The organism is Pseudomonas protegens CHA0, assembly GCF_000397205.1.
Classification (GTDB): Bacteria; Pseudomonadota; Gammaproteobacteria; order Pseudomonadales; family Pseudomonadaceae; genus Aquipseudomonas; species Aquipseudomonas protegens.
On sequence record NC_021237.1, the window covers coordinates 4,118,425 to 4,140,725 of the forward strand.

The 22,301-nt window shown below is 66.0% G+C and carries 16 protein-coding genes; 10 read left to right on the plus strand and 6 right to left on the minus strand.

Going from position 1 to position 22,301, the window contains the following annotated elements; all coding sequences use genetic code 11:
* The first annotated feature begins 124 nt into the window (after nucleotides 1–124).
* Nucleotides 125–907: an ATP-grasp domain-containing protein gene (locus PFLCHA0_RS18295; protein WP_041752341.1), complete on the plus strand. Its 783-nt coding sequence runs from the start codon at nucleotides 125–127 to the stop codon at nucleotides 905–907.
* Between the two features lie 8 nt (nucleotides 908–915).
* Here the strand turns inward: PFLCHA0_RS18295 and PFLCHA0_RS18300 are convergent, their stop codons facing one another.
* The 3 genes from PFLCHA0_RS18300 to PFLCHA0_RS18310 all read right to left on the minus strand — a co-directional run bounded on the left by PFLCHA0_RS18300 (nucleotide 916) and on the right by PFLCHA0_RS18310 (nucleotide 2,992).
* A complete protein-coding gene (locus PFLCHA0_RS18300; protein WP_015636058.1) occupies nucleotides 916–1,458 on the minus strand; it encodes a TetR/AcrR family transcriptional regulator in 543 nt (180 codons plus the stop codon).
* The gene (locus PFLCHA0_RS18305; protein WP_015636059.1) at nucleotides 1,451–1,999 is read right to left on the minus strand and encodes a dihydrofolate reductase family protein; all 549 of its coding nucleotides are present in this window, start codon (nucleotides 1,997–1,999) and stop codon (nucleotides 1,451–1,453) included. The genes PFLCHA0_RS18300 and PFLCHA0_RS18305 overlap by 8 nt, the downstream gene beginning before the upstream one ends.
* An 87-nt stretch (nucleotides 2,000–2,086) precedes the next feature.
* The gene (locus PFLCHA0_RS18310) at nucleotides 2,087–2,992 is read right to left on the minus strand and encodes a LysR family transcriptional regulator (RefSeq protein ID WP_011061908.1); all 906 of its coding nucleotides are present in this window, start codon (nucleotides 2,990–2,992) and stop codon (nucleotides 2,087–2,089) included.
* 92 nt (nucleotides 2,993–3,084) lie between these two features.
* On the opposite strand from PFLCHA0_RS18310, the gene PFLCHA0_RS18315 reads away from it, so the two are divergent.
* Entirely contained in the window at nucleotides 3,085–4,047 is a 963-nt protein-coding gene (locus PFLCHA0_RS18315; protein ID WP_015636061.1) for an SDR family oxidoreductase, read from the plus strand.
* On the opposite strand, the gene PFLCHA0_RS18320 is transcribed toward PFLCHA0_RS18315, so the two are convergent.
* Complete coding sequence (locus PFLCHA0_RS18320) at nucleotides 4,029–7,046, minus strand: autotransporter outer membrane beta-barrel domain-containing protein (protein WP_041752343.1); 3,018 nt, start codon at nucleotides 7,044–7,046, stop codon at nucleotides 4,029–4,031. The genes PFLCHA0_RS18315 and PFLCHA0_RS18320 overlap by 19 nt on opposite strands.
* 249 nt (nucleotides 7,047–7,295) lie before the next feature.
* Between PFLCHA0_RS18320 and PFLCHA0_RS18325 the strand changes: the two genes are divergently transcribed.
* Genes PFLCHA0_RS18325 through PFLCHA0_RS18340 form a run of 4 tightly spaced genes read left to right on the plus strand, consistent with a single transcriptional unit; the run spans nucleotide 7,296 to nucleotide 15,279 of the window.
* Nucleotides 7,296–10,133 carry an ATP-binding protein gene (locus PFLCHA0_RS18325; protein ID WP_041752345.1) on the plus strand — a complete coding sequence of 946 codons (2,838 nt, stop codon included), beginning with the start codon at nucleotides 7,296–7,298 and terminating at the stop codon, nucleotides 10,131–10,133.
* Between the two features lie 2 nt (nucleotides 10,134–10,135).
* On the plus strand, nucleotides 10,136–11,410 hold the full coding sequence (locus PFLCHA0_RS18330) for an EAL domain-containing response regulator (protein WP_011061912.1): 1,275 nt from the start codon (nucleotides 10,136–10,138) through the stop codon (nucleotides 11,408–11,410).
* 5 nt (nucleotides 11,411–11,415) lie between these two features.
* A complete protein-coding gene (locus tag PFLCHA0_RS18335) occupies nucleotides 11,416–14,568 on the plus strand; it encodes a hybrid sensor histidine kinase/response regulator (protein WP_230493565.1) in 3,153 nt (1,050 codons plus the stop codon).
* Between the two features lie 57 nt (nucleotides 14,569–14,625).
* On the plus strand, nucleotides 14,626–15,279 hold the full coding sequence (locus PFLCHA0_RS18340; protein ID WP_011061914.1) for a response regulator: 654 nt from the start codon (nucleotides 14,626–14,628) through the stop codon (nucleotides 15,277–15,279).
* Nucleotides 15,280–15,451: 172 nt separating this feature from the next.
* Here PFLCHA0_RS18340 and PFLCHA0_RS18345 read toward each other — a convergent pair whose 3' ends face one another.
* The gene (locus tag PFLCHA0_RS18345; protein ID WP_011061915.1) at nucleotides 15,452–15,949 is read right to left on the minus strand and encodes an Lrp/AsnC family transcriptional regulator; all 498 of its coding nucleotides are present in this window, start codon (nucleotides 15,947–15,949) and stop codon (nucleotides 15,452–15,454) included.
* 124 nt (nucleotides 15,950–16,073) lie between these two features.
* Between PFLCHA0_RS18345 and PFLCHA0_RS18350 the strand changes: the two genes are divergently transcribed.
* From PFLCHA0_RS18350 to PFLCHA0_RS18365, 4 genes are all read left to right on the plus strand, one after another.
* Complete coding sequence (locus tag PFLCHA0_RS18350; RefSeq protein WP_026020116.1) at nucleotides 16,074–17,102, plus strand: histone deacetylase family protein; 1,029 nt, start codon at nucleotides 16,074–16,076, stop codon at nucleotides 17,100–17,102.
* Between the two features lie 58 nt (nucleotides 17,103–17,160).
* Nucleotides 17,161–18,222 (plus strand): ornithine cyclodeaminase, encoded by a 1,062-nt coding sequence (locus PFLCHA0_RS18355; protein WP_015636066.1) that lies wholly within the window; start codon nucleotides 17,161–17,163, stop codon nucleotides 18,220–18,222.
* 160 nt (nucleotides 18,223–18,382) lie between these two features.
* Nucleotides 18,383–19,795, plus strand: coding sequence for an amino acid permease (locus tag PFLCHA0_RS18360; RefSeq protein ID WP_015636067.1), 1,413 nt, complete (start codon nucleotides 18,383–18,385; stop codon nucleotides 19,793–19,795).
* A gap of 117 nt (nucleotides 19,796–19,912) precedes the next feature.
* Complete coding sequence (locus PFLCHA0_RS18365; RefSeq protein ID WP_015636068.1) at nucleotides 19,913–21,073, plus strand: hypothetical protein; 1,161 nt, start codon at nucleotides 19,913–19,915, stop codon at nucleotides 21,071–21,073.
* A 3-nt stretch (nucleotides 21,074–21,076) separates the two neighbouring features.
* Here PFLCHA0_RS18365 and PFLCHA0_RS18370 read toward each other — a convergent pair whose 3' ends face one another.
* A complete protein-coding gene (locus PFLCHA0_RS18370) occupies nucleotides 21,077–22,252 on the minus strand; it encodes an acetyl-CoA acetyltransferase (protein ID WP_015636069.1) in 1,176 nt (391 codons plus the stop codon).
* Nucleotides 22,253–22,301 lie beyond the last annotated feature (49 nt).

A 22,301-nucleotide genomic window follows, 5' to 3' on the forward strand; every position in this document is an offset into this window, starting at 1 on the left:
GTGCAGGGATGTAATGAACGCCCGGGCCGGGAGGATTGCCCTGGAAAATCCCGTTATCATCGGCCGCCATCTCACTTCACCGGCGCCCATGGGCCCGGGCAAACCCTCACTGGCAGGATTCGCCATGCACCTTCTCTACCCCAGCGACCCCTTCGACCCGAAGCGCCCGGACGAGCAGTACCTCGACGAATACCAGGCGATTCTGGCCGCCGGCCTGAGCGCTTCGCTATTTTCCTTCGAGGATTTCGAGAGCGGCAATTTCCGGGCGCGGCCAGCCCTCGAAGGAGGCACCCCGGTGCTGTACCGCGGCTGGATGCTGACGCCCGAAGGCTACCGCGAACTGGTGGAGCATCTGCAACGCCTGGGCGCCGTTGCCTTCACCAGCGTTGCCGACTACCGGGACTGCCATCACTTGCCCCAGTGGTATCCGCGGCTGGCCCGCTTCACTTGCGAAACCCGGGTGCTGGCGGCCGACGCCAACTTCACCCAGGCCCTGGCGGACCTCCACTGGCCGGGGTATTTCATCAAGGACTACGTCAAATCGCTGAACACCGGCAGCGGTAGCCTGGTGCACACCCCCGCGGATATCGCGCCACTGATCGAACGCATGCGCCAGTATCGCGGCCAGATCGAAGGTGGTGTCTGCGTCAGGCGTCGCGAGGACTACCTGGATGACACCGAGCGCCGCTACTTCGTCCTCAACGGCCAGGCTTACGGTGCTAGCGGTGAAGTACCGGCGCTGGTGCACGAATGCGCGGCACTGATCGACAGTCGGTTCTTCTCGGTGGATGTGGTGTTGCGGGCCGACGGCGTACTGCGCCTCGTGGAGGTGGGCGACGGCCAGGTGTCGGACCGCAAGGAATGGCCAGCCCGGCGCTTTGCCGCGATGCTCGCCGGCGCCCTGTAGAAAGCCGCTTAGCGCAGCAAGCGGCGCAGCCCCGCTTCGAAAGCGCCCTCCAGCGCCTGCGCGCCCTCCCCGGCCAGGGCCAGCGCCAGGGCGTGGCCGTGGCTGTAGTCCACCAGCAGGTCGAACAGCGCCGGGTCTGCATCGAAGGCCCGTACTTCCTCGCGCAAGCGCTGGCTGAAGGTGGCCAGGGAGCCGCCGAACAGTTGCGGGTCACCGAGGACGCACAGGGTCAGCGCCGGATGGCGGCGGACCCGGGCCATGTACTCCCCCAACAGCGCCTGGATTCTTGCCTCGGGTGGCCACTGCGCTGCCGGCTCGGCCAGCGGCTCGGCGTGCACCCGCTCCACCAGCAGGCGCATCAGGTTGCGCTGGTCGCCCACGTGGTAGGCCACCGACATCGGGGTAATCCCCAGCTGCCGCGCCAGGGCCCGGCCACCGAACCCCTGGGGCCCCAGCTCCTCCAGCAGCTCCAGGCCCACGTCGAGAACCTGGTCCAGGCTCAGTTCACGCCCTGCGGCAGGGCGGCCGCTGCGCTTGGGCCGGTCAGTCATGGACGGCGCCCCGCTCCACCCGGTAGCGGGTGCTCACCAGCCCATCCGGATACCGCCGGGAATCGACGCAGCGCAGGTGCAGGTCCCGGGGCAGTGCGCCGAACAGGGGGCGGCCCGTGCCCAGCAGCACCGGCACCCGGGTCAGGGTCACTTCATCGATCAGCCCGGCCTGGAGAAAGGCTTGAATCAGGGTGCCGCCATCGATGTAGGCGGTTCTCCAGCCCTCGGCCCGCAACTGCGCCACCAGCGCCACCGGTTGCAGCGCGCTGATGCGTACTTTGCCCTCCAGGCGCTGCGGCACGTCCTGCGTACTGAGGGTGCGGCTGAGCACCACCACCGGCTTGTCGAAAGGCCAGGGGGTGAAACCCAGCACGCTGTCGTAGGTAGCACGGCCCATGACAATTCCGTCCACCGACGCCATGAAGGCGCCGTAGCCGTAGTCCTCACCGGACTCGCCACTGGGCAGCCAGTCGATGGCACCGTCGTTGCGGGCGATGAAACCATCGACCGAGGTGGCGATGAATACCTTGCCGAATGCCATGGGCGTTGCCTCCTGGGGGCCTAAACATACAGCGTATGATAAGCCGCTGCCGGGGCCACCTGGCAACCCTTGCCGACACCCTGGCGGTCAATCGCCCCCGGCATAGGCCGCCAGCCCCTGCACCAGCGCGGCGAAGGTCACCGCGCAGCGCGGGCTGTTGCGCAGGTCTTCATGCATCGCCACCCAGGCTTCCAGGCTCGGTGCGAACTGCTCCGCCAGGACCCGCACCAGGCGTGGATCAGCTTCGGCCAGGCGTACCTGGCAGGCACCAATGCCAAACCCCGCGCGCAATGCCGCCAACTGCGCCAGGTCACTGTCACTGCGCCAGGCGAAGGCGCCCCGGGCCAGCATCGGGTACTGCTGTTGCAGGCGGCGGATAAACGCGGTTTCACGGTCGAAGCCAATCAGGGCGTGCCCGGCCAACTGCTCCAGCGAGAGCGGCGTGCCCTGCTGCTGCAGATAGTCCCGGTGGGCATGCAGGCCCAGTTCGATGTCGGCGACCCGGCGCACCAGCAGCGCTTCCTGGGTCGGGCGGAACATCCGCACGGCAATATCGGCCTGGCGTTGCAGCAGGTCGTCGGCACGGTTGGACAGCACCAGCTCCACCACCAACTGCGGATGCTGCTGGCGCAAGGTGGCGAGAATCGGCGGCAACACCTCCACCCCGATGATTTCGCTGGCCGAGATCCGCACACTGCCCTGCACCCCGGCGCCATGGCTGCTGGCCACCCGGCGCAAGGCCGCCTCCCCCGCCGCCAGCTGCAGCAGGTAGGGCTTGAGCTCCAGCGCCGCTTCGGTGGCGGCGAATCCGTCGAAGGAACGGGTGAACAGCTTCAGGCCCAGGGCCGCTTCCAACTGGTCGATATGCCGGCCCACCGTGGGCTGGGTCAAACCCATGGCACGGCCGGCGGCAGACAGGGAGCCACTGTCCAGCACTGCGAGAAAGGTGCGGTACCAGTCCCAGTGGGGGGGAGTATCCGTGGGGCTATGCATTTTTTTATAGAAACCATCGAAGTCTGGGCAATTTCCATTTAGCCGAGGAACTCGCACTCTGCAAGCTCTGTTCATCCACGAGGAACCCCGTCATGCCCCAAGTAGCCTTGTTCGGCGCCATCGGCGCCATTGGCCAGAGCATTGCCCGGACCCTGCGCAGCCAGGGCCAGCCCTACCGCGTGGTGGGCCGCAGCCAGAGCAGCCTGCTAAAGGCCTATGGCGCCGACCCGTTGGCCGAGCCGGTCACCTGGGACCCCGACCAGCCCGCCTCGGTCGAGGCCGCAGCAGCCGGCATCGACACCTTGATCTATCTGGTAGGGGTGGACTATTGGCGCTTCGAACTGCACCCGCAACTGATGCGCCAGACCCTGGACGGCGCCATCGCCGCCGGGGTGCGCCGGATCCTGCTGATCGGCACCGTCTATCCCTACGGCATGGCTCGCAGCAACCCGGTGGCGGAGCAGCATCCGCGCCAGCCCAACAGCTTCAAGGGCCGCATGCGCAAGGCCCAGGAAGACCTGCTATGGAAGGCCCATGCCGACGGCAAGATCCAGGCCACGGTGCTGCGCCTGCCGGACTTCTACGGGCCCGGGGTCGATAAAAGCCTGCTGCACGGCGCGTTCCAGGCCGCGGTCCAGGGCGGCACGGCGAACCTGGTAGGCCCCCTGGACCGGCCCCATGAGTTTGTCTTCGTTCCCGACGTGGGGCCGGTGGTCTGCCGCTTGATCCAGCAGCCCGAAGCCTTCGGCAAGACCTGGCACCTGGGCGGCGCCGGGGTCACCAGCCAGCGCGAGCTGCTGGAGCTGATCCGGCAGCACGGCGGTACCCGCTTCAAGCAGCGGGTGATCGGCAAGCCCCTGCTGCGCCTGCTGGGGCTGTTCGACCCGCTGCTGCGCGAGATGGTGGAGATGCATTACCTGATCAGCTCGCCACTGATCCTCGACGACTCGGCCCTGCAAGCTCTGATCGGGCCGATCGCCAAGACGTCCTATGCCCAAGGGGTGTGCCAGACGCTCGCGGCGAGCGCCAGTGCCCCTCAGAACGTGAAGCGGTAACCGAGGTTGGCGGCCCAGGGCCGGTCGATGTTCGAGCCTTCGCTGGTCTCGACCTCGGCATACACCTGATGCTGGCGGCTCAGCTCACCGGTCACGCCAACCCCGGCATACCAGCCACCGCCGTTGCCATCGGGACGGCTGGCGATGCCGTTGGTGCGGACCTTGTTCTGCGCCGACAGATCCTCGACCCAGCCAGCCTTGAGATAGGGCTGCAAGCGTGTGCCATCTTCCAGCTGCAGGTTACGCCCGGCCCGGGCACCGGTGCGAATCTGGGTCGACAGCCCATCGCCGGGCTGCACCTGCAAGCCGTTGTCCAGGCGGTAGTTGTCGGAGCGGGCATAGAGCATGGAAACCTGCGCCTGGGGCTCGACGAACCAGCGGTTGCCCAGATCGATCTGCTTGCCGGCTTCCACCGACAGGCCCGCGCCCTTGCTGCGTGAATGCCCGGAGACCTTGGCGCCGTCGGTGCCCCATACATCCAGGCGGGTGGACCAGCGGTTCAGGGTCAGCAAGGTATCGGTATACCAGCCCGAGTCATCCAGGTAGGTGGCATAGCCGCCCAGGTGGTAGCTGTCGAGCTTGCCGCTGCCCTCGCCCTTGAAGTTGCGATCGGTCTGGCTGTAGCCGGCCAGCGCGCCAAGCACCAGGGTGCCACCGGCGGTGTCGAGCCGGGTGTCCATGCCCAGTTGCGTGCCCTGTACCTGTTGGGAAAACGTCCGGCCAACGCCGTTGTCCAGGGATTGCTGCTGGCCGAAACCACGGATCCACAGACCCTGGCGATCGGCCCCCTGGCGCAGGTCGCCGAGGCGCTGTACCAGGGTTGCCCGCTCGGCATCCCAGGTGGCCCGCAAGGTGGCAATGGCGCTGCTGTTGACCGCCGCGCTGGCGCCGGTGGAAAGGTTGTCCGGCCCCGGCGCCGGCTGGGTACGGCCGACGTTCACCAGGTTCCAGTTGCCCTGGGCATCGGCCGCAAGACCGTAGCGATAGGTCCCGGCATCCACTACCCCACCGCGGTTGGCCAGGCTGAACGAACCCGGGCCGCCGGCGCTTTGCACCAGGGTCAGGCTCTGGCCCTCGGCCCCCGGTTCGCTGCCGGAGTTGCGCACCAGAATGTCGTTGTTGCCGGTGACCTGGCCGCCGACGATCAACCGGTCACCCTGCGGCAGGCCCAGGTCGGTGTTCATGATGTAGTGGCCGTCGCCCTCGAGGTCGCCACTGACCTGCAACTGCTTGAAGGCCCCCGCCAGGCCGGGATCGGCGAACTCCACCACGCCGTTGTTGGCCAGGCGGGTGAGCTGGGAGTCGCCGCGCAGGGTCCAGACACTGCTGTCGTCCAGGCTCAGTTGGGTATCACGGCTGCCGCCCTTGATCGCCCCGTCCAGGCTGGAGTGGTCGGACAGGGACAGTTGCAGGCTGCCACCGTCCACCAGCACATCACCGAACAGGTTCGAGCGCACGGCGTCCAGTTGCACCGCACCGGCCAGCACCCCGCTAGCGCGGTCGGTGATCCACAGCGCGGTGCCCTGCTCGCCACCGCTGCGGCCCACCAGGCTACTGTCGGTAAAGCGCGTGGTCAGGCCACCGCCGTTGACCAGGATGCCGGCGCCGTCTTCGGTCTGGATATGGCTGGAGGTGACCTCCACATCGTTCACCACCCCGGCGCCAGTGGCGAAACTGACGATGCCATTGGCGTTGCTGCCGTTGGTGACCACCGTCGAGCCCTGGAAGCGGGTCGTGGCGTTGTTGCTGATGGCCAGGCCGTGAGCCTGCTCGCCGGCGGTCTGCACGTCGCTGTCCTGCAGCTCCACGCTGGCACCACGGCCCGAGGCGAACAGGCCATAGCCCAGGTCGCCGTGGGTGACGATGCTGCTGTTGCTCAGGCTGATGCTCGCCCCCGCCATGCGGGCCAGCGCCCCCACGGAGCCCCGGCCGCTGGTTTCGATCAGCACGCGGCTGACGTTGAACACCGCACCGGGGCTGTTTGTGGTGTCCGGCGAGGCGTACAGGGCATGGGAGTTGTCGCCAAGGGTGCTGATGGAACCACCGTCCATGGTGAACACGCCGCCACGGTTGTCGATGGCCACCGCACTCTGGCCACGGGTTTGCAGAATGCTGTCCTTGACGTCCACCCGGGTGTTGCTGCCCGGCATCCAGATCGCCACGCCATAGTCGCCCAGGGCGGTGACCTGCACGCTGTCCAGATCGGCCGCGGCCTGGTCGGCGTTGACGTTGATACCGTTGCCATTCTGCGAGGTGATCCGGCTGTGGCTGACCACCGCCGTGCCGCCCGGTTTCTGGTACAGGCTGCTCAGGGTGATGCCGTCGCCCTTGGCATTGATGCTGCCGTTGCGAAAGGTCAGGGCGGCGCTGGTCACACCGATGCCACGGCCATTCTCGGCGGTGATGTCGACGCCATCGGCGCTGAGGGAGGAGCCGACCCCTTCCACGGCCACCGCGCCAATGAAGCCGCTGGACTGGATGCTGACGCGCTGCAGCTCGATGGCCGCACCATCGGCGACGCGGACCGCATTGACCGAGCCGGTCGAAGTGGCGGTCAGGGTCAGGTCCGAGGCCAGGATGCTGGAGCCCTTGCCGGAGGCGGACAAGACATCGGCCTGGTTGCCCGAGGTGGTGATGGAGCCACCGGCCACCTGCACCTGGCCACCAGCGCTGGCCACCACGCCGCGGCTCTGGTTGCCGCTGGTGGTGATCTGCACATCGTTCAGGGTCAACTGGCTGCCGGCGCCGGTGGCCTGGGCCCCGGTGGCGAAATCCGAGCCGCCGGTGCTGATGGTCACGCCGCTCAGTTCGGCCTTGCCGCCGGCGTCCACCTGCACGCCCACCACCGCGCTGTTGGGGCTGTCCGCCGTGGCCCGGATATCGTAGCCCTGGCCCTGCAACTGGTTCTGAGCGCCGCTGACCCGCACCGCCGGCCCACGGCCGGTGTAATCGACAGACGCCTCATCCAGGGTCAGGGATTCACCTTCGGGCGAGGACAAATCGATTTTTTCATAATCAGCAGCGGTTGCAGACTGAGTAACAAGCGTCATCAACGACAGCGCGGAGCTAACGGCGAGGCTTATCGTTTTCTTAACCAGAACCATAACTTTCAAACCTTTGCGTTAGAGCACAAGAGGGTCGAAAGCCTGAAGTCAATAGGTGAACTAAAAAATGAGAATCTTCTTAAAGCCCCTGGCATTAAGAATATTCTGAAGAGGGATATAGATAGTTCTCCTTACTATGGGCCGATGCATACACAAGCCCACTTCCCTGCGTTTACCAGCCACTTCTACGGGTCCTATATCCCGGTGGTCCTGCTGCGCCTTTTCATGTTCAGCCTGCTGTCCTGCATCCTGATCATTGCCGGTTTCGTGGTCCACTGGTCACTTAATGAAACCCTCTCCAACTACCGCCGACAAATGAACGCAGCGGCATTTAACGCACAACAATTCTTCAATCAACGGGAAAGCCTGTTGAAGGCCATTTCTTCTTCGGCCGTGCGCACTAGCGATGAGCGCCTTAGTTCAACGGCGCGCAACTTTCTGGCAAGTAACGAGCAACTGCGGGTAATGCCCTTCGGCAGTACTCCCTCCCGGCGCTGGGCCCTGGTACTGACTGCCCGCGACCTGGTGGAAGTGGACAGCACCCACAGCCAGCTGCTGTACCTGGTGCCGGAGCAGGGCCTGGTCAGCACTCTCTACGAGCCAGCGGCCACCGGCATCGGCCAGCCCCCCAGCAAGGCCGTGGACGCACCCTGGCTGCGCCAACTCGACCAGCGTGCGGTACAGGACCTGCTGGCCCGACACCCCGAGGCCCGGACCCTGTGGTACTGGGCCGGCATCGATGGCAACAAGCAGGTGTACCTGTTGCGCCCGGTGGACGAGCATCACGCCAGCGAGGGCTGGCTGGGCCTGGAGCTCACCGAGATCGACCTGGCCCTGGACCCCCTGGGCCTGCACCAGGGCAAATACCTGCTGTATGACGCCGACGGCGCACTGGTGCTGCACAGCGCCAACTGGCAAGTGCCCGGCAGCCTGTCGCGCCTGCAGGCCGACGAGGACTCCTTCGGCCTGCACCGCCTGGGCGGGCTGCCCGACTACATCGTGCTCAATAAATCCGTGGGCAACGCTGGCTGGCGCCTGGTGTACTACGCACCGGTCAGCCAACTGCTGCGCGACAGCCGTGGCCCGCTGTACACCACCCTGCTGGTGACCCTGCTTCTGTTCGCGGTGATCTTTCTCGGCGCGCGCTACATCCGCCTGCGCCTGGTGGAACCCGCAGTGCGCCACTACAGCGCCCTGGCAGACAGCGTGTCCCTCAACCGGCGCTTCATCGAGGTGGCGCCGGTGGGCCTGTGCCTGATGCGGCGCGACAACGGCCGGCTGATCCTGTGCAATGAATCCGGGCGCCGCTGGCTGGCCTCGGTGCCCGGCCTGCGCGAGCGCATCCTCGACGAGCCGCCTCCCCGGGTGCATGCCATCGAACATGCCCTGGACGACGGCACCTTCATCCAGCTGACCTGTGCCCCCACCGGCTACAACGGCGTGGCGGCGGTGCTGTGCTGCATCAGCGACGTGACCGACTTCAAGGTGGCCGAACAGTCGCTGCTGCAGGCCAAGCTGCTGTCGGACCAGGCCAACCACGAGAAGACCCTGTTCCTCAGCACCCTGAGCCACGAGATCCGCACGCCCATGTACGGCATCCTCGGCTCTCTGGAAATGCTCCGCACCACCGCCCTCAGCGCCCAGCAGGGCGACTACCTGGAAGCCACCCAGCAAGCATCCTCGGCGCTGATGCGAACCATCAACGACACCCTCGACATGTCACTGATCGAGTCCGGCCGCCTGAGCCTCACCAGCGCCCCCTTCTCCCCGGTGCGGCTGGTGGAAGAAGTGGCCTTCAGTTACTCGGCCCGGGCCCGCAGCAAGGGCCTGCGCCTGTACGTGACCCTGGACCCGAATGTCGCCGAGCGAGTGGTGGGCGACGGCGAACGCATTCGCCAGATCCTCAACAACCTGGTGAGCAACGCCATCAAGTTCACCGAGTCCGGCCATGTGGTGCTGCGCCTGCATGCCGAGGCGGGCCCGAGCCAGGCGCCCCGCCTGCGCTTTCAGGTGGTGGACAGCGGCCCGGGGATCGCCCCGGAGTTCCAGGCCAACCTGTTCGAACCCTATTACCGGGTGCCCAGCTGGCTGGGCCAGAAGGCGCCGGGCACCGGCCTGGGCCTGGCCATCTGCCAACGGCTGGCGACGATGATGCAGGGTCAGTTGAGCGCCATCAGCGAACCGGGCCTGGGCTCCAGCTTCAGCTTCAGCCTGGCCATGGAACCCTGCACCGCCGCCCCGGCGCCGGACCTGCCGCGCCTGGGGGTGACCCCGGTGTATGTGCGCGGGGATATCCAGGAAGTGAATCTCAACCTCTGCCACTGGTTGCGCCGCTGGGGCGCCCTGGCCATTCCCTATGTGGCCGAACGCGACCCGCCGACCCGCAAGGCGGTGCTGGTGGAAGCCTTTCTCGGCCCCTCGCGGCCAGTGGCCTGGAGCGGCCCGCGGGTGCTCATGCACGCCCCCGGCATGGGCCCGCCGCAGCGCCAGGCCGGCGACAGCTGGGTGGCCCGCACCTTCAGCCTCGACAGCCTGCGCAACGCCGTGGCCCAGGCCCAGTCCGGCATCGTTGCCGAACGGTGCTTCGCCTCCCCCGAAGCCCTGGCCCCGAGCCTGGACCTCAAGCTGCTGGCGGTGGACGACAGCCCCCTGTCGCTGCAGGTGATCTTTCAGCAGGGCCGCTACCTGGGCAACCGGATGGTGGCCTGCGCCAGCGCCGTCGATGCCTTGAAACGCACCGACCTGCTGTCCTTCGACGGCGTGCTGACCGACTTGCAGATGGAACACATGGACGGTCTGTCGTTTGCCCGCACCCTGCGCGAGCGGGGGTATTGCGGCCCCATCATCGGTATCACCGGTGAGCTCTCCCCGGCGCTGCGCAGCCACTGCGAGTCGGCCGGAATCCGTCATTTGCTGATCAAGCCGGTACCCCTGGACGCCTTGAGCGAGGTACTGCAATCCATCAAGAGGAAAGTCATTTGAGCATGCTCAAGCCCCTGCGAGTCCTGGTGCTGGACGACCATCCGATCCACTGCCTGCAGGCCCGGCACCTGTTGCAGGCGGCCGGGTTCGGCCGGGTGGACAGCGCCCTCGATGCGCGCCAGGCCCTGGCCATGCTGCACCGGCAGGTCTACGACCTGGTGCTGGTGGACCTGCACATGCCGGAAATGGATGGGGTGCAGTTCATCCATGCCCTGACCGGTGTCGACCAGGTGCCGATCCTGGCCATCGTCTCGTCCTGCTCGCGGCGGTTGATGAACAGCGTCAGCCTGATGGCCAAGGAGAAGGGCCTGGCGGTACTCGGCACCTTCCCCAAGCCCCTGGAAGCGATCCACGTCGAGCAGATCAGCGCCATCATCGGCAACAGCCAGGACCCGGTGCTGGCAGCCCGGCCCGAGCACGAGGCGGTGTTCGACCGCCAGGTCCTGGAGCGGGCCATCGAACGCCGCGAGCTCAAGGCCCGGTTCCAGCCCCGGCGCTCGCTGAGCACTGGCCGGATCGTCGGCGCGGAGGCCCTGGTGCGCTGGAACAGTCCGTCCTTCGGGCTGCTGATGCCGGACTCGTTCCTTGCCTCCATCAGCCGCTGCCAGCTGGACCATGCGCTGTTGCTGCTGATGCTCGACGACGCCCTCCAGGCGCAGCAGCACTGGCAACGCCTGGGCCACCGCCTCAGCGTATCGGTGAACCTGCCCACCGGACTGCTGGACGACCCCGGCCTGCCCGACCAGTTGCAGCAGATCACCCTCGCCTCGGGGCTGGCCACCAGCGATATCTGCTTCGAGCTGCTGGAAACCGAGCGGCCACTGTCCCCCGGGCAGTATCATATGGGCGCCAGCCGCCTGCGCCTCAAAGGCTTCGGCCTGGCACAGGACGACTTCGGCATGGGCTACAGTTCCATGTACAGCCTGATCTCCACGCCCTTTACCGAGATGAAGATCGACCGCCACTTCGTGCATGGCGCCGCAGCCGACGATGCCCGCGCCGCAGCCCTGGTGGCGGCGGTGCAACTGGGCCGGCAACTGGGCCTGGAAGTGGTGGCCGAGGGCGTGGAATCGGCCCGTGACCTGGAATTTCTGCGCCAGATTGGCTGCGACAGTGCCCAGGGGTATCTTATTTCCGCCGCATTGGAGCTGGACGCCTTCACACAACTGCTGGGATGCACTGTTACTCCACCCTTTTCGTCACCTACCCGGCCCGCCTCCTCTCTCCCATGCCAGACATCCCGCTACGCCGCATCGCGAAAAACTTCCGACGATTGAATCTCGTGCTGTTCCTCATTCTGCCGTTGCTGCTGGTCATGGGCGGCGCGCTGTTCTGGGGCGGCCAGCGGATCATCCGCCAGGAACAGGAACGGATTGCCGTGGACTTCCAACTGCTGACCCGCTACATGAGCGAGCAGCAAGCCCTGCTCCAGCGGCTGGCCGGCGAGAAGCGCCTGCAATACAAGGACGCGGACCAGGATCCGGCGCAGCTCTTCCACCTCATGGAGCAACAGGAGGCGGTGGGCGCGACCCTGTTCCAGGGCAACCCCTCCTCAGTGGAAACCCCCTTCACCCTGGTCTGCCAGGACCAGGCCCAATGCCCCCACCAGAGCGCTGCAGCAGCCGGCCTTGGGCGCTACCTGGCCGATCTCTACTCCAGCTTCTGGGTGCGCTCGAGCTTTCCCGCTTCGGCCCTGCTGGTGGTGGACGCCGGTGCCGGCAGCAGCTTTACCGTGCCCACCATCGGCAGCCGCTGGCCGCGGCTGACCACACCCCTGGTCCTGGCAGGCCTGCATGCGGTGCGCGCCAGCGCTACCAGCAGCGACAGCGACGCGATCCGCTGGATCCGTCTCAAGGACTTTCCCCAGCACATGATCGCCTTCACCGCCCTGCACAACCTTGCCCCCGGCAGCGGCCTGCAGAGTTCCGGCACCTATGCTGCCTGCCTCACCTACAGGGACCGCATCAACGTCTTCACCACGCCGCAGCGGCGGCACTTCTACGACAAGTTCTGGCTGCAGGGCCGGCTCGACGGCCTGCTGCTGGGGGATGAACCGGCGCCCCTGGCGCTGCACGAGGGGGCCAACGTGCGCAGCGACGGCCTGCTGTTCCGGATCAACGACGCCAGTGGCCACTGGAGCGGTTACTACCTGTTGAGCTACCGCACCCTGTTCCTCGGCCACTCCTGGTCCCTGGCGGCGATCTTCCTGCTGCTGTTGCTCAGCCCCCTGGCCGCCAGGGTCTATGCGCGCTGGTACCAGCGCCGGGTCATAGCGCCGGCGCAACAGGCTCACGCCGAGCTGGTGGAAAACCATCAGTTCAGCCGCACCCTGCTGGAGACCACGCCAGTGGCCCTGTGCGTGCTCAGCCGCGAAGACCGGCGGATCGTCTTCGCCAACAACCTGGCCCTCAAATGGTTCACCACCCAGGTCGGCCAGAGCCTGGACGCCAGCGGTCTGGACCCGGCATTGCTGGAGCGCATCGCCCGGGCCCGGGAGCCGGGGGAGATCGAGAACTACCAGAGCTTCGACGGACGCTCGTTCTACATCGCCTTCGCCCCCACCCGCTACCGCAACCAGGATGTGCTGATCTGCGCCTTTGCCGACCTCAGTGCGCGGGCCCAGATGGAGCAGCAACTGACCCAGGCGAAACAGGCGGCCGACAAGGCCAACGGCGCCAAGTCGGTGTTCCTCGCCACCATGAGCCACGAGATCCGCACGCCGCTGTACGGGGTGCTCGGCTCCCTGGAACTGATGGGCCTGACCGACCTGGACCGCGAACAGCGCCAGTTGCTCGAACGCATCCAGGTGTCGTCCGGGCTGCTGCTGCAGATCATCAGCGACATCCTCGACATCACCCGCATCGAATCCGGCCAGCTGTCCCTGGGGGATCAGCTGTTCGATCCCAGGGCCCTGGTCCAGCGCTGCACCGCAAGCTTTGTCGACAGTGCCCGGAACAAGGGCCTGCTGCTGTTTTCCTGGGTCGATCCAGAACTGCCTCCAGCCCTGCTCGGCGATCCGGGGCGGATCAGCCAGATCCTCACCAACCTGATCAGCAACGCGGTCAAGTTCACCCACTCGGGCCAGGTGATAGTGCGCGCCCGGGCCGAGCCCGGCAGCCAGGGACGGGTGCTGCTGTCGCTGCAGGTGGCGGACACCGGTATCGGTATCGGCAAGGAAGAACAGCAGCAGCTGTTCATCCCCTTCTATCAGATCGACGCCCACTCCCACACAGTGCACGGCGCGGGGCTGGGCCTGTCGATCTGCGCCAAGCTGGCGGCGCTGATGGGCAGCCAGATCCACCTCACCAGCGAGCTGGGCCTGGGCAGCAGTTTCTCCATGCAGCTGGAACTGCCGGTGGCCAGCGACCCCGACGCCGAGCGCCAGCCCGACCTGGGCGGCGCGCGAATCTACGTGCAAAGCCCGCACCACGAACTCACCGACAACCTCTGCCAGTGGCTGCAGAAGTGGCACGCCCAGGCCACCCCCGTGGACGCTACGGCCCCACCTCCCCAGGGCCAGGGCGTTCTCCTGCGGCTGTTCGATGACCGCCCCGAAGCGTCCGAGGCCCTGCCCCCCGGGCTGCTGCGCATCGACCTGGGCGGCCAGCAACGCACCCCCGGTGCGGGCCTGGCCGAGGCCGGCGACTACTATGCCATCGGCCGCTTGCTGGAACGCACCCTGGGCGGCGCGCCCAACGCTCCTGCCGAACCGGAACTGCCGGCCCGGGACATCGCCACTCTGGCCCCCCTGGGCCTGAACGTGCTGGTGGCCGAGGACAACCCGATCAACCAGGCGACCCTGAGCCATCAGCTGCAGCAACTGGGCTGCCGCAATACCCTGGCCGCCGATGGCGCGGAAGCCCTGGACCTGTGGCGCATCGGCGACTACGACCTGTTGCTGACCGACGTCAACATGCCGCGCATGAACGGCTACGAACTCACTTGCATCCTGCGCGCCGCCGGGGACGACCGGCCGATCATCGGCATCACCGCCAATGCCATGTGCGACGAAGAGGCCCGCTGCCAGGCCTGCGGGATGGACGCCTGGCTGGTCAAGCCAGTGCCGTTGCAGACCCTGCGGGCCAGCCTGGCACGGCTCACCAGCCTCGCCCCGGAGCCGACCGCCGAGCCGGCAGCCGCGCCTGGCAACGCGCCAGTTGATGGCCTGCCGCCGAACCTGCGGGAACTGTTTGCCCGCACCATGGGCCAGGACGTGGAACACCTGCGCCAGGCCCTGGACGAGGAGGATTACGAGCGCATCTTCCAGTTGCTGCACCGGGTGCGCGGGTCGCTGGCGGTGGCTGGCCAGGAAGCGCTGATCCTGCAGGTCCACGACTTGGGGCAGAGCTTGCGCCAGAGCGGTTTGACGGCTACCACGCGCACGCATAGCCTGATGCTGCTGCACGCCTTGCAAGACATCAGCCAGCTCGAATGAACGCTCCTAGTACCCGCATTTCTGCGCATTCCCTTTTGACAATGGATCGTGTCCACCATGAAAAAAATACGCGTTGCCCTGGCCGACGATCATCCCCTGGTGCTCGCTGCCGTCAGCGACCTGTTGAAAAAGACCCGCCAGTACGAGGTGGTGGCGGCTGTCACCACCCCCAGTGCCCTGGTCCAGCAACTTTCGGATGACCCGCGGATCGACGTGGTCATCACCGACTACTTCATGGAGGGCGACCCGACCTTCGGCGATGGCATACGCCTGGTGACCTACCTGATCCGGCACTTCCCCAGGGTCCAGGTGCTGGTGCTGACCATGATGTCCAACCCGATGATCGTGGCCGCGCTGTATGACATCGGCGTGCGCTCGGTACTGCCCAAGCGCCATGACATGAGCGAGCTGCTCAGCGCCCTGGAGAACGTCCGCCAGGGGCGCATCCACCACCCGCCGAGCCTGGTGCAGAACGAGCTCAACAGCAGCCCGCTGCGCTCCATGGCCGACGGCCTGAGCAGCCTTACGCCCAAGGAATACGAAGTGCTGCGGCATTTCGTGCGCGGCGAATCAATGATGCAGATCGCCGCCAACCTCAAGCGCAGCGTGAAGACCGTCAGTGCGCAGAAGATCTCGGCGATCCGCAAGCTCAACCTGGACAGCGACCAGGCCCTGGTCGCCTTCTGCCTGGAGTCCGGCGAATTTCAGTAGGCCCTGGGGCCGGGGCAGCGCCGCGGCCAGGCGCTGCTGCTTCTGCATCCATGGCCTGCTCAACACTGCTGTTGCCTGCCTCGCTGGAACGCGAGCGCACGACCGCGCCGAAAGTACCTGCAGGGCAATCATTGAATAGCCCGGCACAAAAAATCGGAAATCTGATGCCGCCCTACCTGGGTAGCGGCTGGGGAATCGCCAGGCGGCTGGTGGCCTTGACCTCGCGCAGCGCCAGGCTGGACTGGATCGAGGCAATGCCCGGCTGGCGCCTGAGCACGTGCTCGACAAAGTCGCTGTAGCTGTCCAGGTCACGGGCCAGCACCTGCAGCAGGTAGTCGGCGTCGCCGGTGATCTTGTGGCAGGCCTGGACCTCGGGCAGGCGCATGATCACCGTCTCGAAATCGTCCGGGGTCTGGTCGGAGTGGGTGGCGAACCGCACATGGACGAAGGCCAGGATGTCCAGCCCCAGCAGGCGCCGGTCGAGGTTGGCCTGGTAGTCCCTGATCACCCCCTCCTCCTCCAGGCGCTTGCGCCGCCGCCAGCAGGGGGTAAGGCTCAGGGACAGGCGCTCGCTGAGCTCGGCGTTGGAAATGCTCGCGTCCTGCTGCAACAGCGCAAGAATCGCCAGGTCGGTGTCGTCGAGGTTAACGCTGCGAGTCGTTTTTTTCACAATCAGCAACCAACGGGGAAAATATTACCCAAAACTCTAATTGCACCCGAACAAAAAGCAAAGAATTCGCAGCCATGCCGGAACAAACTATTTGCACCGGACAATAACAATGGATGCGTTCAGCATGCTTACCGTCTTCAGCGAATCCCACCGCCTGCACCATGGCACCGAATTGAAGGATGGCGTGCTCAAGCCCTCCTTCGAGCAACCCAGCCGCGCCGACACGGTGCGAGACCGGGTGCGCCACGTGGGGCTTGGCGAGATCATCGGCCCGCGGCGCTTCGACCGCGCCTGCTACGTGGCCGCCCACAGCGAACGTTACGTCAGCTTCCTGGAAAACGCCTGGAGCGAATGGACCGCCACCGGCCGCAGCCACGACGCCCTGCCCCTGGTGTGGCCGGTGCGCGACCTGGCCAACCAGCAGGTGCCCGAATTCATCGACGGCAAGCTGGGTTTCTTCGCCATGGACGCCGGCTCGCCGATCACCGCCACCACCTGGGATGCGGTGCGCACCAGCGCCGATATCGCCCTCACTGCCCTGGCCCTGATCGATGAAGGCCAGGACAGCGCCTTCGCCCTGTGCCGCCCGCCGGGGCATCACGCCGCACGGGAATACATGGGCGGCTACTGCTACCTGAACAACGCCGCCATCGCCGCGCAGCACGCCATCACCCGGGGCGCCAGGCGGGTGGCGGTGCTGGACGTGGACTTCCACCACGGCAATGGCACCCAGAACATTTTCTATGACCGTGGCGACGTGCTCTTCGTCTCGCTGCACGGCGACCCGGCCGTGTCCTACCCCTACTTCTCGGGCCATGCCAGCGAGCGCGGCAGCGGGGCCGGCGAAGGCTGCAACCTGAACCTGCCCCTGCCGAAGAACACCACCTGGCAGCACTACCGCCAAGCGCTGGAGCTGGCCTGCAAACAGTTGCGGGCCTTCGCTCCCGAACTGCTGGTGGTGTCCCTGGGCGTGGACACGTTCAAGGACGACCCCATCAGCCACTTCCTGCTGGAAAGCGAAGACTTTCTCGGCATGGGCCAGATCATCGCCACGGTGGGCACGCCCACCCTGTTCGTGATGGAAGGCGGCTACATGGTGGATGAGATCGGCATCAATGCGGTCAATGTGCTGCACGGCCATGCCAACCGCTAGCGCGCGCCAGGCGCGCTCTCCCGCAGTGTTCAACGTTCCGACCGAGAGGGAAATCACCATGACCTTGTTTATCGATGTGGATCAGGCAGCGGCGCTGTACAAGCGCCTGGGTGTCGCCAGGGCGATCCGTGAAATGGCCGGTTATATCCAGGCCGACTACCTGCGCTGGCAAGCCTTCGAAAAGTCCCCGCGCACCGCCAACCACTCGCCCACCGGAGTCATCGAACTGATGCCCGCCGACGATGGCCAGCAGTACGCCTTCAAGTACGTCAACGGCCACCCTGGCAATCCGGCCCGGCAGTTGCTCACGGTCATGGCCTTCGGCGTGCTGGCCGAGGTGGACAGCGGCTACCCGGTGCTGCTCAGCGAACTGACCCTGACCACCGCGGTACGCACCGCCGCCACCTCGGCCCTGGTGGCCCGTGCCCTGGCGCGCCCGGACAGCCGAACCATGGCGCTGATCGGCAATGGCGCCCAGAGCGAGTTCCAGGCCATCGCCTTCCACGACATGCTCGGCATCGACGAGCTGCGGATCTTCGACATCGACCCGGCCGCCTCCCGCAAGCTCAAGCACAACCTGCAAGCCTGGCCGAGCCTGAAGGTGCGCATCGCCGAGTCGGTGGCCGATGCGGTCAAGGGCGCCGACATCGTCACCACGGTGACCGCGGACAAGGCCTACGCCACCATCCTCACCCCGGAGCTGATCGAGCCCGGCATGCACCTCAATGCGGTGGGCGGCGACTGCCCGGGCAAGACCGAACTACACGCAGAGATCCTGCGCAATGCCCGGGTGATCGTCGAGTTCGAGCCGCAAACGCGCATCGAGGGTGATATCCAGCAGTTGCCGGCGGACTTTGCGGTGACCGAATACTTCCGCATCGCCCAGGGCCTGGAACCGGGCCGCGAGCATGCCCGGCAGGTCACGGTGTTCGACTCGGTGGGCTTTGCCCTGGAGGACTTCTCGTCCCTGCGCTACCTGCACGACCAGGCGCGCGAACACGGCATTGGCGAGCAGATCCACCTGGTGCCGACCCCGGCCAACATCAAGGACCTGTACCAACTGATCGGCCAGGGCCCCGACGCCGCCACAGGCGCCCCGCGCCGCCTGGCCAGCGGCTGAGGCAATACCCCCATGGCCGCTGCACGGGAAAACGCCCCGTGCCCCTGTGCAGCGGCCCAACCCGAACCGGTTGCGCCACCCCGACCTACAACCACAGCGCGCAGCCCCAGCCACCCTGCACTGCCAAAACTCGACAACTATAAAATCAAGAGGTTTTGTGATGACTCCAGATACCCTCGGGGCCCCTGCGCGCCCCGTGCTGCAACGCACCCTGCATAACCGTCATATCCAGCTCATGGCCATGGGCGGCGCCATCGGCACCGGGCTGTTCATGGGCTCGGGCAAGATCATCGCCATGTCCGGTACCTCGATCATCCTGATCTACATGATCATCGGCCTGTTCGTGTACCTGGTGATGCGCGCCATGGGCGAGCTGCTGCTGTCGAACCTGCAATTCAAGAGCTTCGCCGACTTTGCCGGCGCCTACCTGGGGCCGCGCGCGGCGTTTTTTCTCGGCTGGTCCTACTGGCTGAGCTGGAGCGTGGCGGTGGTGGGCGACGCCGTGGTGGTGGGCGGTTTCTTCCAGTACTGGTTCCCCGGGGTGCCGGCCTGGATGCCCGCGGTCAGCATGATGCTGACGCTGTTCGCCCTCAACGTGCTCACGGTGCGGCTGTTCGGCGAAGTGGAGTTCTGGTTCGCCATCATCAAGATCATCGCCGTGGTCACCCTGATCGGCGTCAGCCTGGTGCTGATCGCCAGCTCGTTCGTCTCGCCCTCGGGCGTGACCGCCTCGCTGGGCCACCTGCTGGACCGGCAAGCGGCCTTTCCCCACGGCCTGCTGGGCTTCTTCGCCGGGTTCCAGATGGCGATCTTCTCCTTCGCCGGCACCGAGCTGATCGGTACCGCCGCCGCGGAAACCCGTGACCCTCACAGCACCCTGCCCAAGGCCATCAACGCCATACCGCTGCGGATCATCCTGTTCTACGTGCTGGCCCTGGCCTGCATCATCGCCGTGACCTCCTGGCAGCAGGTGTCGCCGAACAAGAGCCCGTTCGTCGAGCTGTTCCTGATTGCCGGCTTCCCGGCGGCGGCGGGCATCGTCAACTTCGTGGTGCTGACCTCCGCCGCTTCCTCGGCCAACAGCGGCGTGTTCTCGGCCAGCCGCATGCTCTTCGGCCTCGCCGACCAGGGCAATGCGCCGCGCCTGTTCAAGCGCCTGTCGGGCCAGAGCGTGCCGGTCATCAGCCTGAGCTTCACCACCCTGCTGATGCTGCTGGGGGTGTTGCTGCTGTACGTGGTTCCCGAGGTGATGACCGCCTTCACCCTGGTGTCCACGGTGTCGGCGATCCTGGTGATTTTCACCTGGTCGACCATCCTCGCGTCCTACATCGCCTACCGCAAAAAGCACCCGCAACTGCACGCCCGTTCGCGCTACAAGATGCCCGGCGGCGTGCCCATGGCCTGGTTTGCCCTGGCCTTCCTGCTGTTTGTCCTGTGCCTGCTGGCCCTGCGCCCGGACACCCGCCTGGCGCTGTGCGTAATGCCGGCGTGGTTTGTCTGGCTGGGCATCGCCTATCGCCTGACGGCGGGGCGCAAGGGGCGGGTTCATGGCCGGGCGGCATACCCGCGCTGAAGCGCAACAGTGCCAGGGATGGCACTCCCGACTGCGGCTCAAAACGTAAAAACATCGACACACCCCCTGCGGTCTTGGTCTACTCGCGCGCCATCAACGTAGCCAGGGAGTGCTCACATGCAAGTCGCAGGCCCCACCTTTGAAGAGGTGTTAAGGAAGAATTTCAAGCGCGTGCTGACCTATTGGAGCCAGATCGGCACGGTCATGGGCTTGAGCGCCGTCGGGTTGGGGTTGATCAGCCTGTACATGTACACCCGGGCGATTGGCCGCACCGACCTGTTCATGGCTTCGATCGATGCAAAGTCGGCGCTGATGATCTGGCTGGTCATAGTGCTGGTGCTCATGAGCGCGTTTCTGTTTCTGCTGACCGTCACCACTCTGCTGTTCTGGCTGTCCGCCAGCCTGTTTCACAGAACCCCGGGGCGCCTGAAGGATGTAGTGGTGTGGCTGACACTCCCGTTCCTGGTGGGGTTCCTGGGATATGTCGTTGTCATTTACTACACCTCAGGCTGGCTGCCGGTAGGGCAATCCCTGCTTGGGCTGCTAGTGCTGTTTCTGCTCAGTTGCTGGGGGGTACTGTCACGCCCGGCGTTCAAAAAGGTAATTGAGGAAAACCTGACACCCACCAGGGACAAAATGGACTTTCTGCTTGTGTTGCTGACCTGCCTGCTTGGCACGCTCTGCGCAGCGCTGTTCCCCAGCCTGGTGACACTCAATGCCTATGTGAGTGAAGTCAGCAGCGACTCCCCGCACTATGTGGCGGCATTGAATCTGCTGATCCTGATCCTTACGTTGCTACCGGTCGTGATTTTCTACCACAAGGCCGGAAGCCTCAATAAACGCATCCTGTATTCGATATTGTCGGTGGCACTGTTTGCCCTGGCGTTTCTGTTTGTACTGCCCGGGGCCATGAGCAAGGTCACCTACAAGGCCGCAGGAGGGCTGGATGTACGCCAGGACGAAATCGAACGCTTCGTCCTGCTGGACGATCTCGAACTGCATGACCTGGACCCGCTGATGTGGAATACCCGCCTGACCTCGCAGCGCCGCCTGGAGGTCCAGGGTTTTCAGCTGTTCTCTTTCGGTGAAACGCTGTTGATCTGTCCCAAGGGGCTACGCAACTTGCGGCTCAACCAGATGCATACCTATACCCGCCACTGCCTCAAGACCCGCAACAGCGCAGTGAGCCGCAAACCACCAGGCCCGCTGTACATCTCTCAACCGGCCTGTGCCAGCCTGGCGCCCCCTGCGACATGCTGGAAGCCGCAGGGTTCCTGACGCTTACACCCTCACGGCCTGCAACACCGAGGCGTAGTTGGCCACCGCCATGCCGCCCATGTTGAACAGCAGGCCGAACTCCGGCGAGCGCGCGGCGAGGCCAATGGGCTCGCCGGTCAACTGGCGAAAGCCCAGGGCATGCATCGACACACCGGTGGCGCCCACCGGATGTCCCTTGGCCTTGAGCCCCCCGGAGAGGTTCACCGGCAGGCGTCCGTCGGCATTCACCCAGCCTTCGTCCAGGGCTCGATGGCCTTCGCCCTTGGGCGCCAGGCCCATGGCTTCGTAGATCAGCAGTTCGGCGATGGTGAAGCAGTCGTGGACTTCGGCGAACGCCAGGTCGTCCAGGCCCAGGCCGGCTTCGTGCAAGGCGCCCTGGATCGCCAGTTGCGGGCCTTCGAAGGCCAGCACGTCGCGGCGCGCCATGGGCAGGAAGTCGTTCACCTGGCTCAGGGCGCGGATCGCCACTTCACGGCGGAACTCCCGGGCCCGGCGCGGCGACGCGAGGAGGATCGCCGCCGCGCCATCGCTGATCAGCGAACAGTCGGTCAGACGCAGGGGCTCGGCGATCAGCGGGTTGCCGGGCGAAACGCTGTTGCAGTGGGCAAAATCCATGGCCCGATGCATCTGCGCCAGGGGGTTGGCCATGGCGTTGGCGTGGTTCTTCACGGCAATCGCCGCCATGGCAGCCAGGGGGCTCTGGTAGCGCTCGGTGTAGCGCTGGGCCACTTGGCCGAACAGTTGGGCAAAGCTCAGGCCGGCCTCTTGCGGGTCGTTCTGGTAGCCGGCCCCGGCCAGGGCCCGGGTGACCTCGGCGGTGCTGTTGCCGGTCATCTTTTCCGCCCCCACCACCAGCACCAGTTCGGCGGCGCCGCTGCGGATCGCGTTGATCCCGGCCTGGATCGCCGCCGAGCCGGAAGCACAGGCGTTTTCGCAGCGGGTGGCCGGCTTGAAGCGCAGCTGCGGGTCGGCCTGGAGCATCAGGGACGCGGGAAAACCATCAGGCACCAGCCCGGAGTTGAACTGGCCGAGAAACAGCGCATCGATCGCCCCGGCGTCAATGGCGGCGTCCACCAACACGTCGCGGGTGACCTGGACAATCAGGTCTTCCAGGCTGCCATCGAGGCGGCCAAAGCGGGTGTGGGCCGCCGCGACGATGCAAACGGATTCATGGTTCATGGGGGTTCTCCTGTACTGAAGGCGGGTGGTCCCGGCCAGCGGCCTGCGT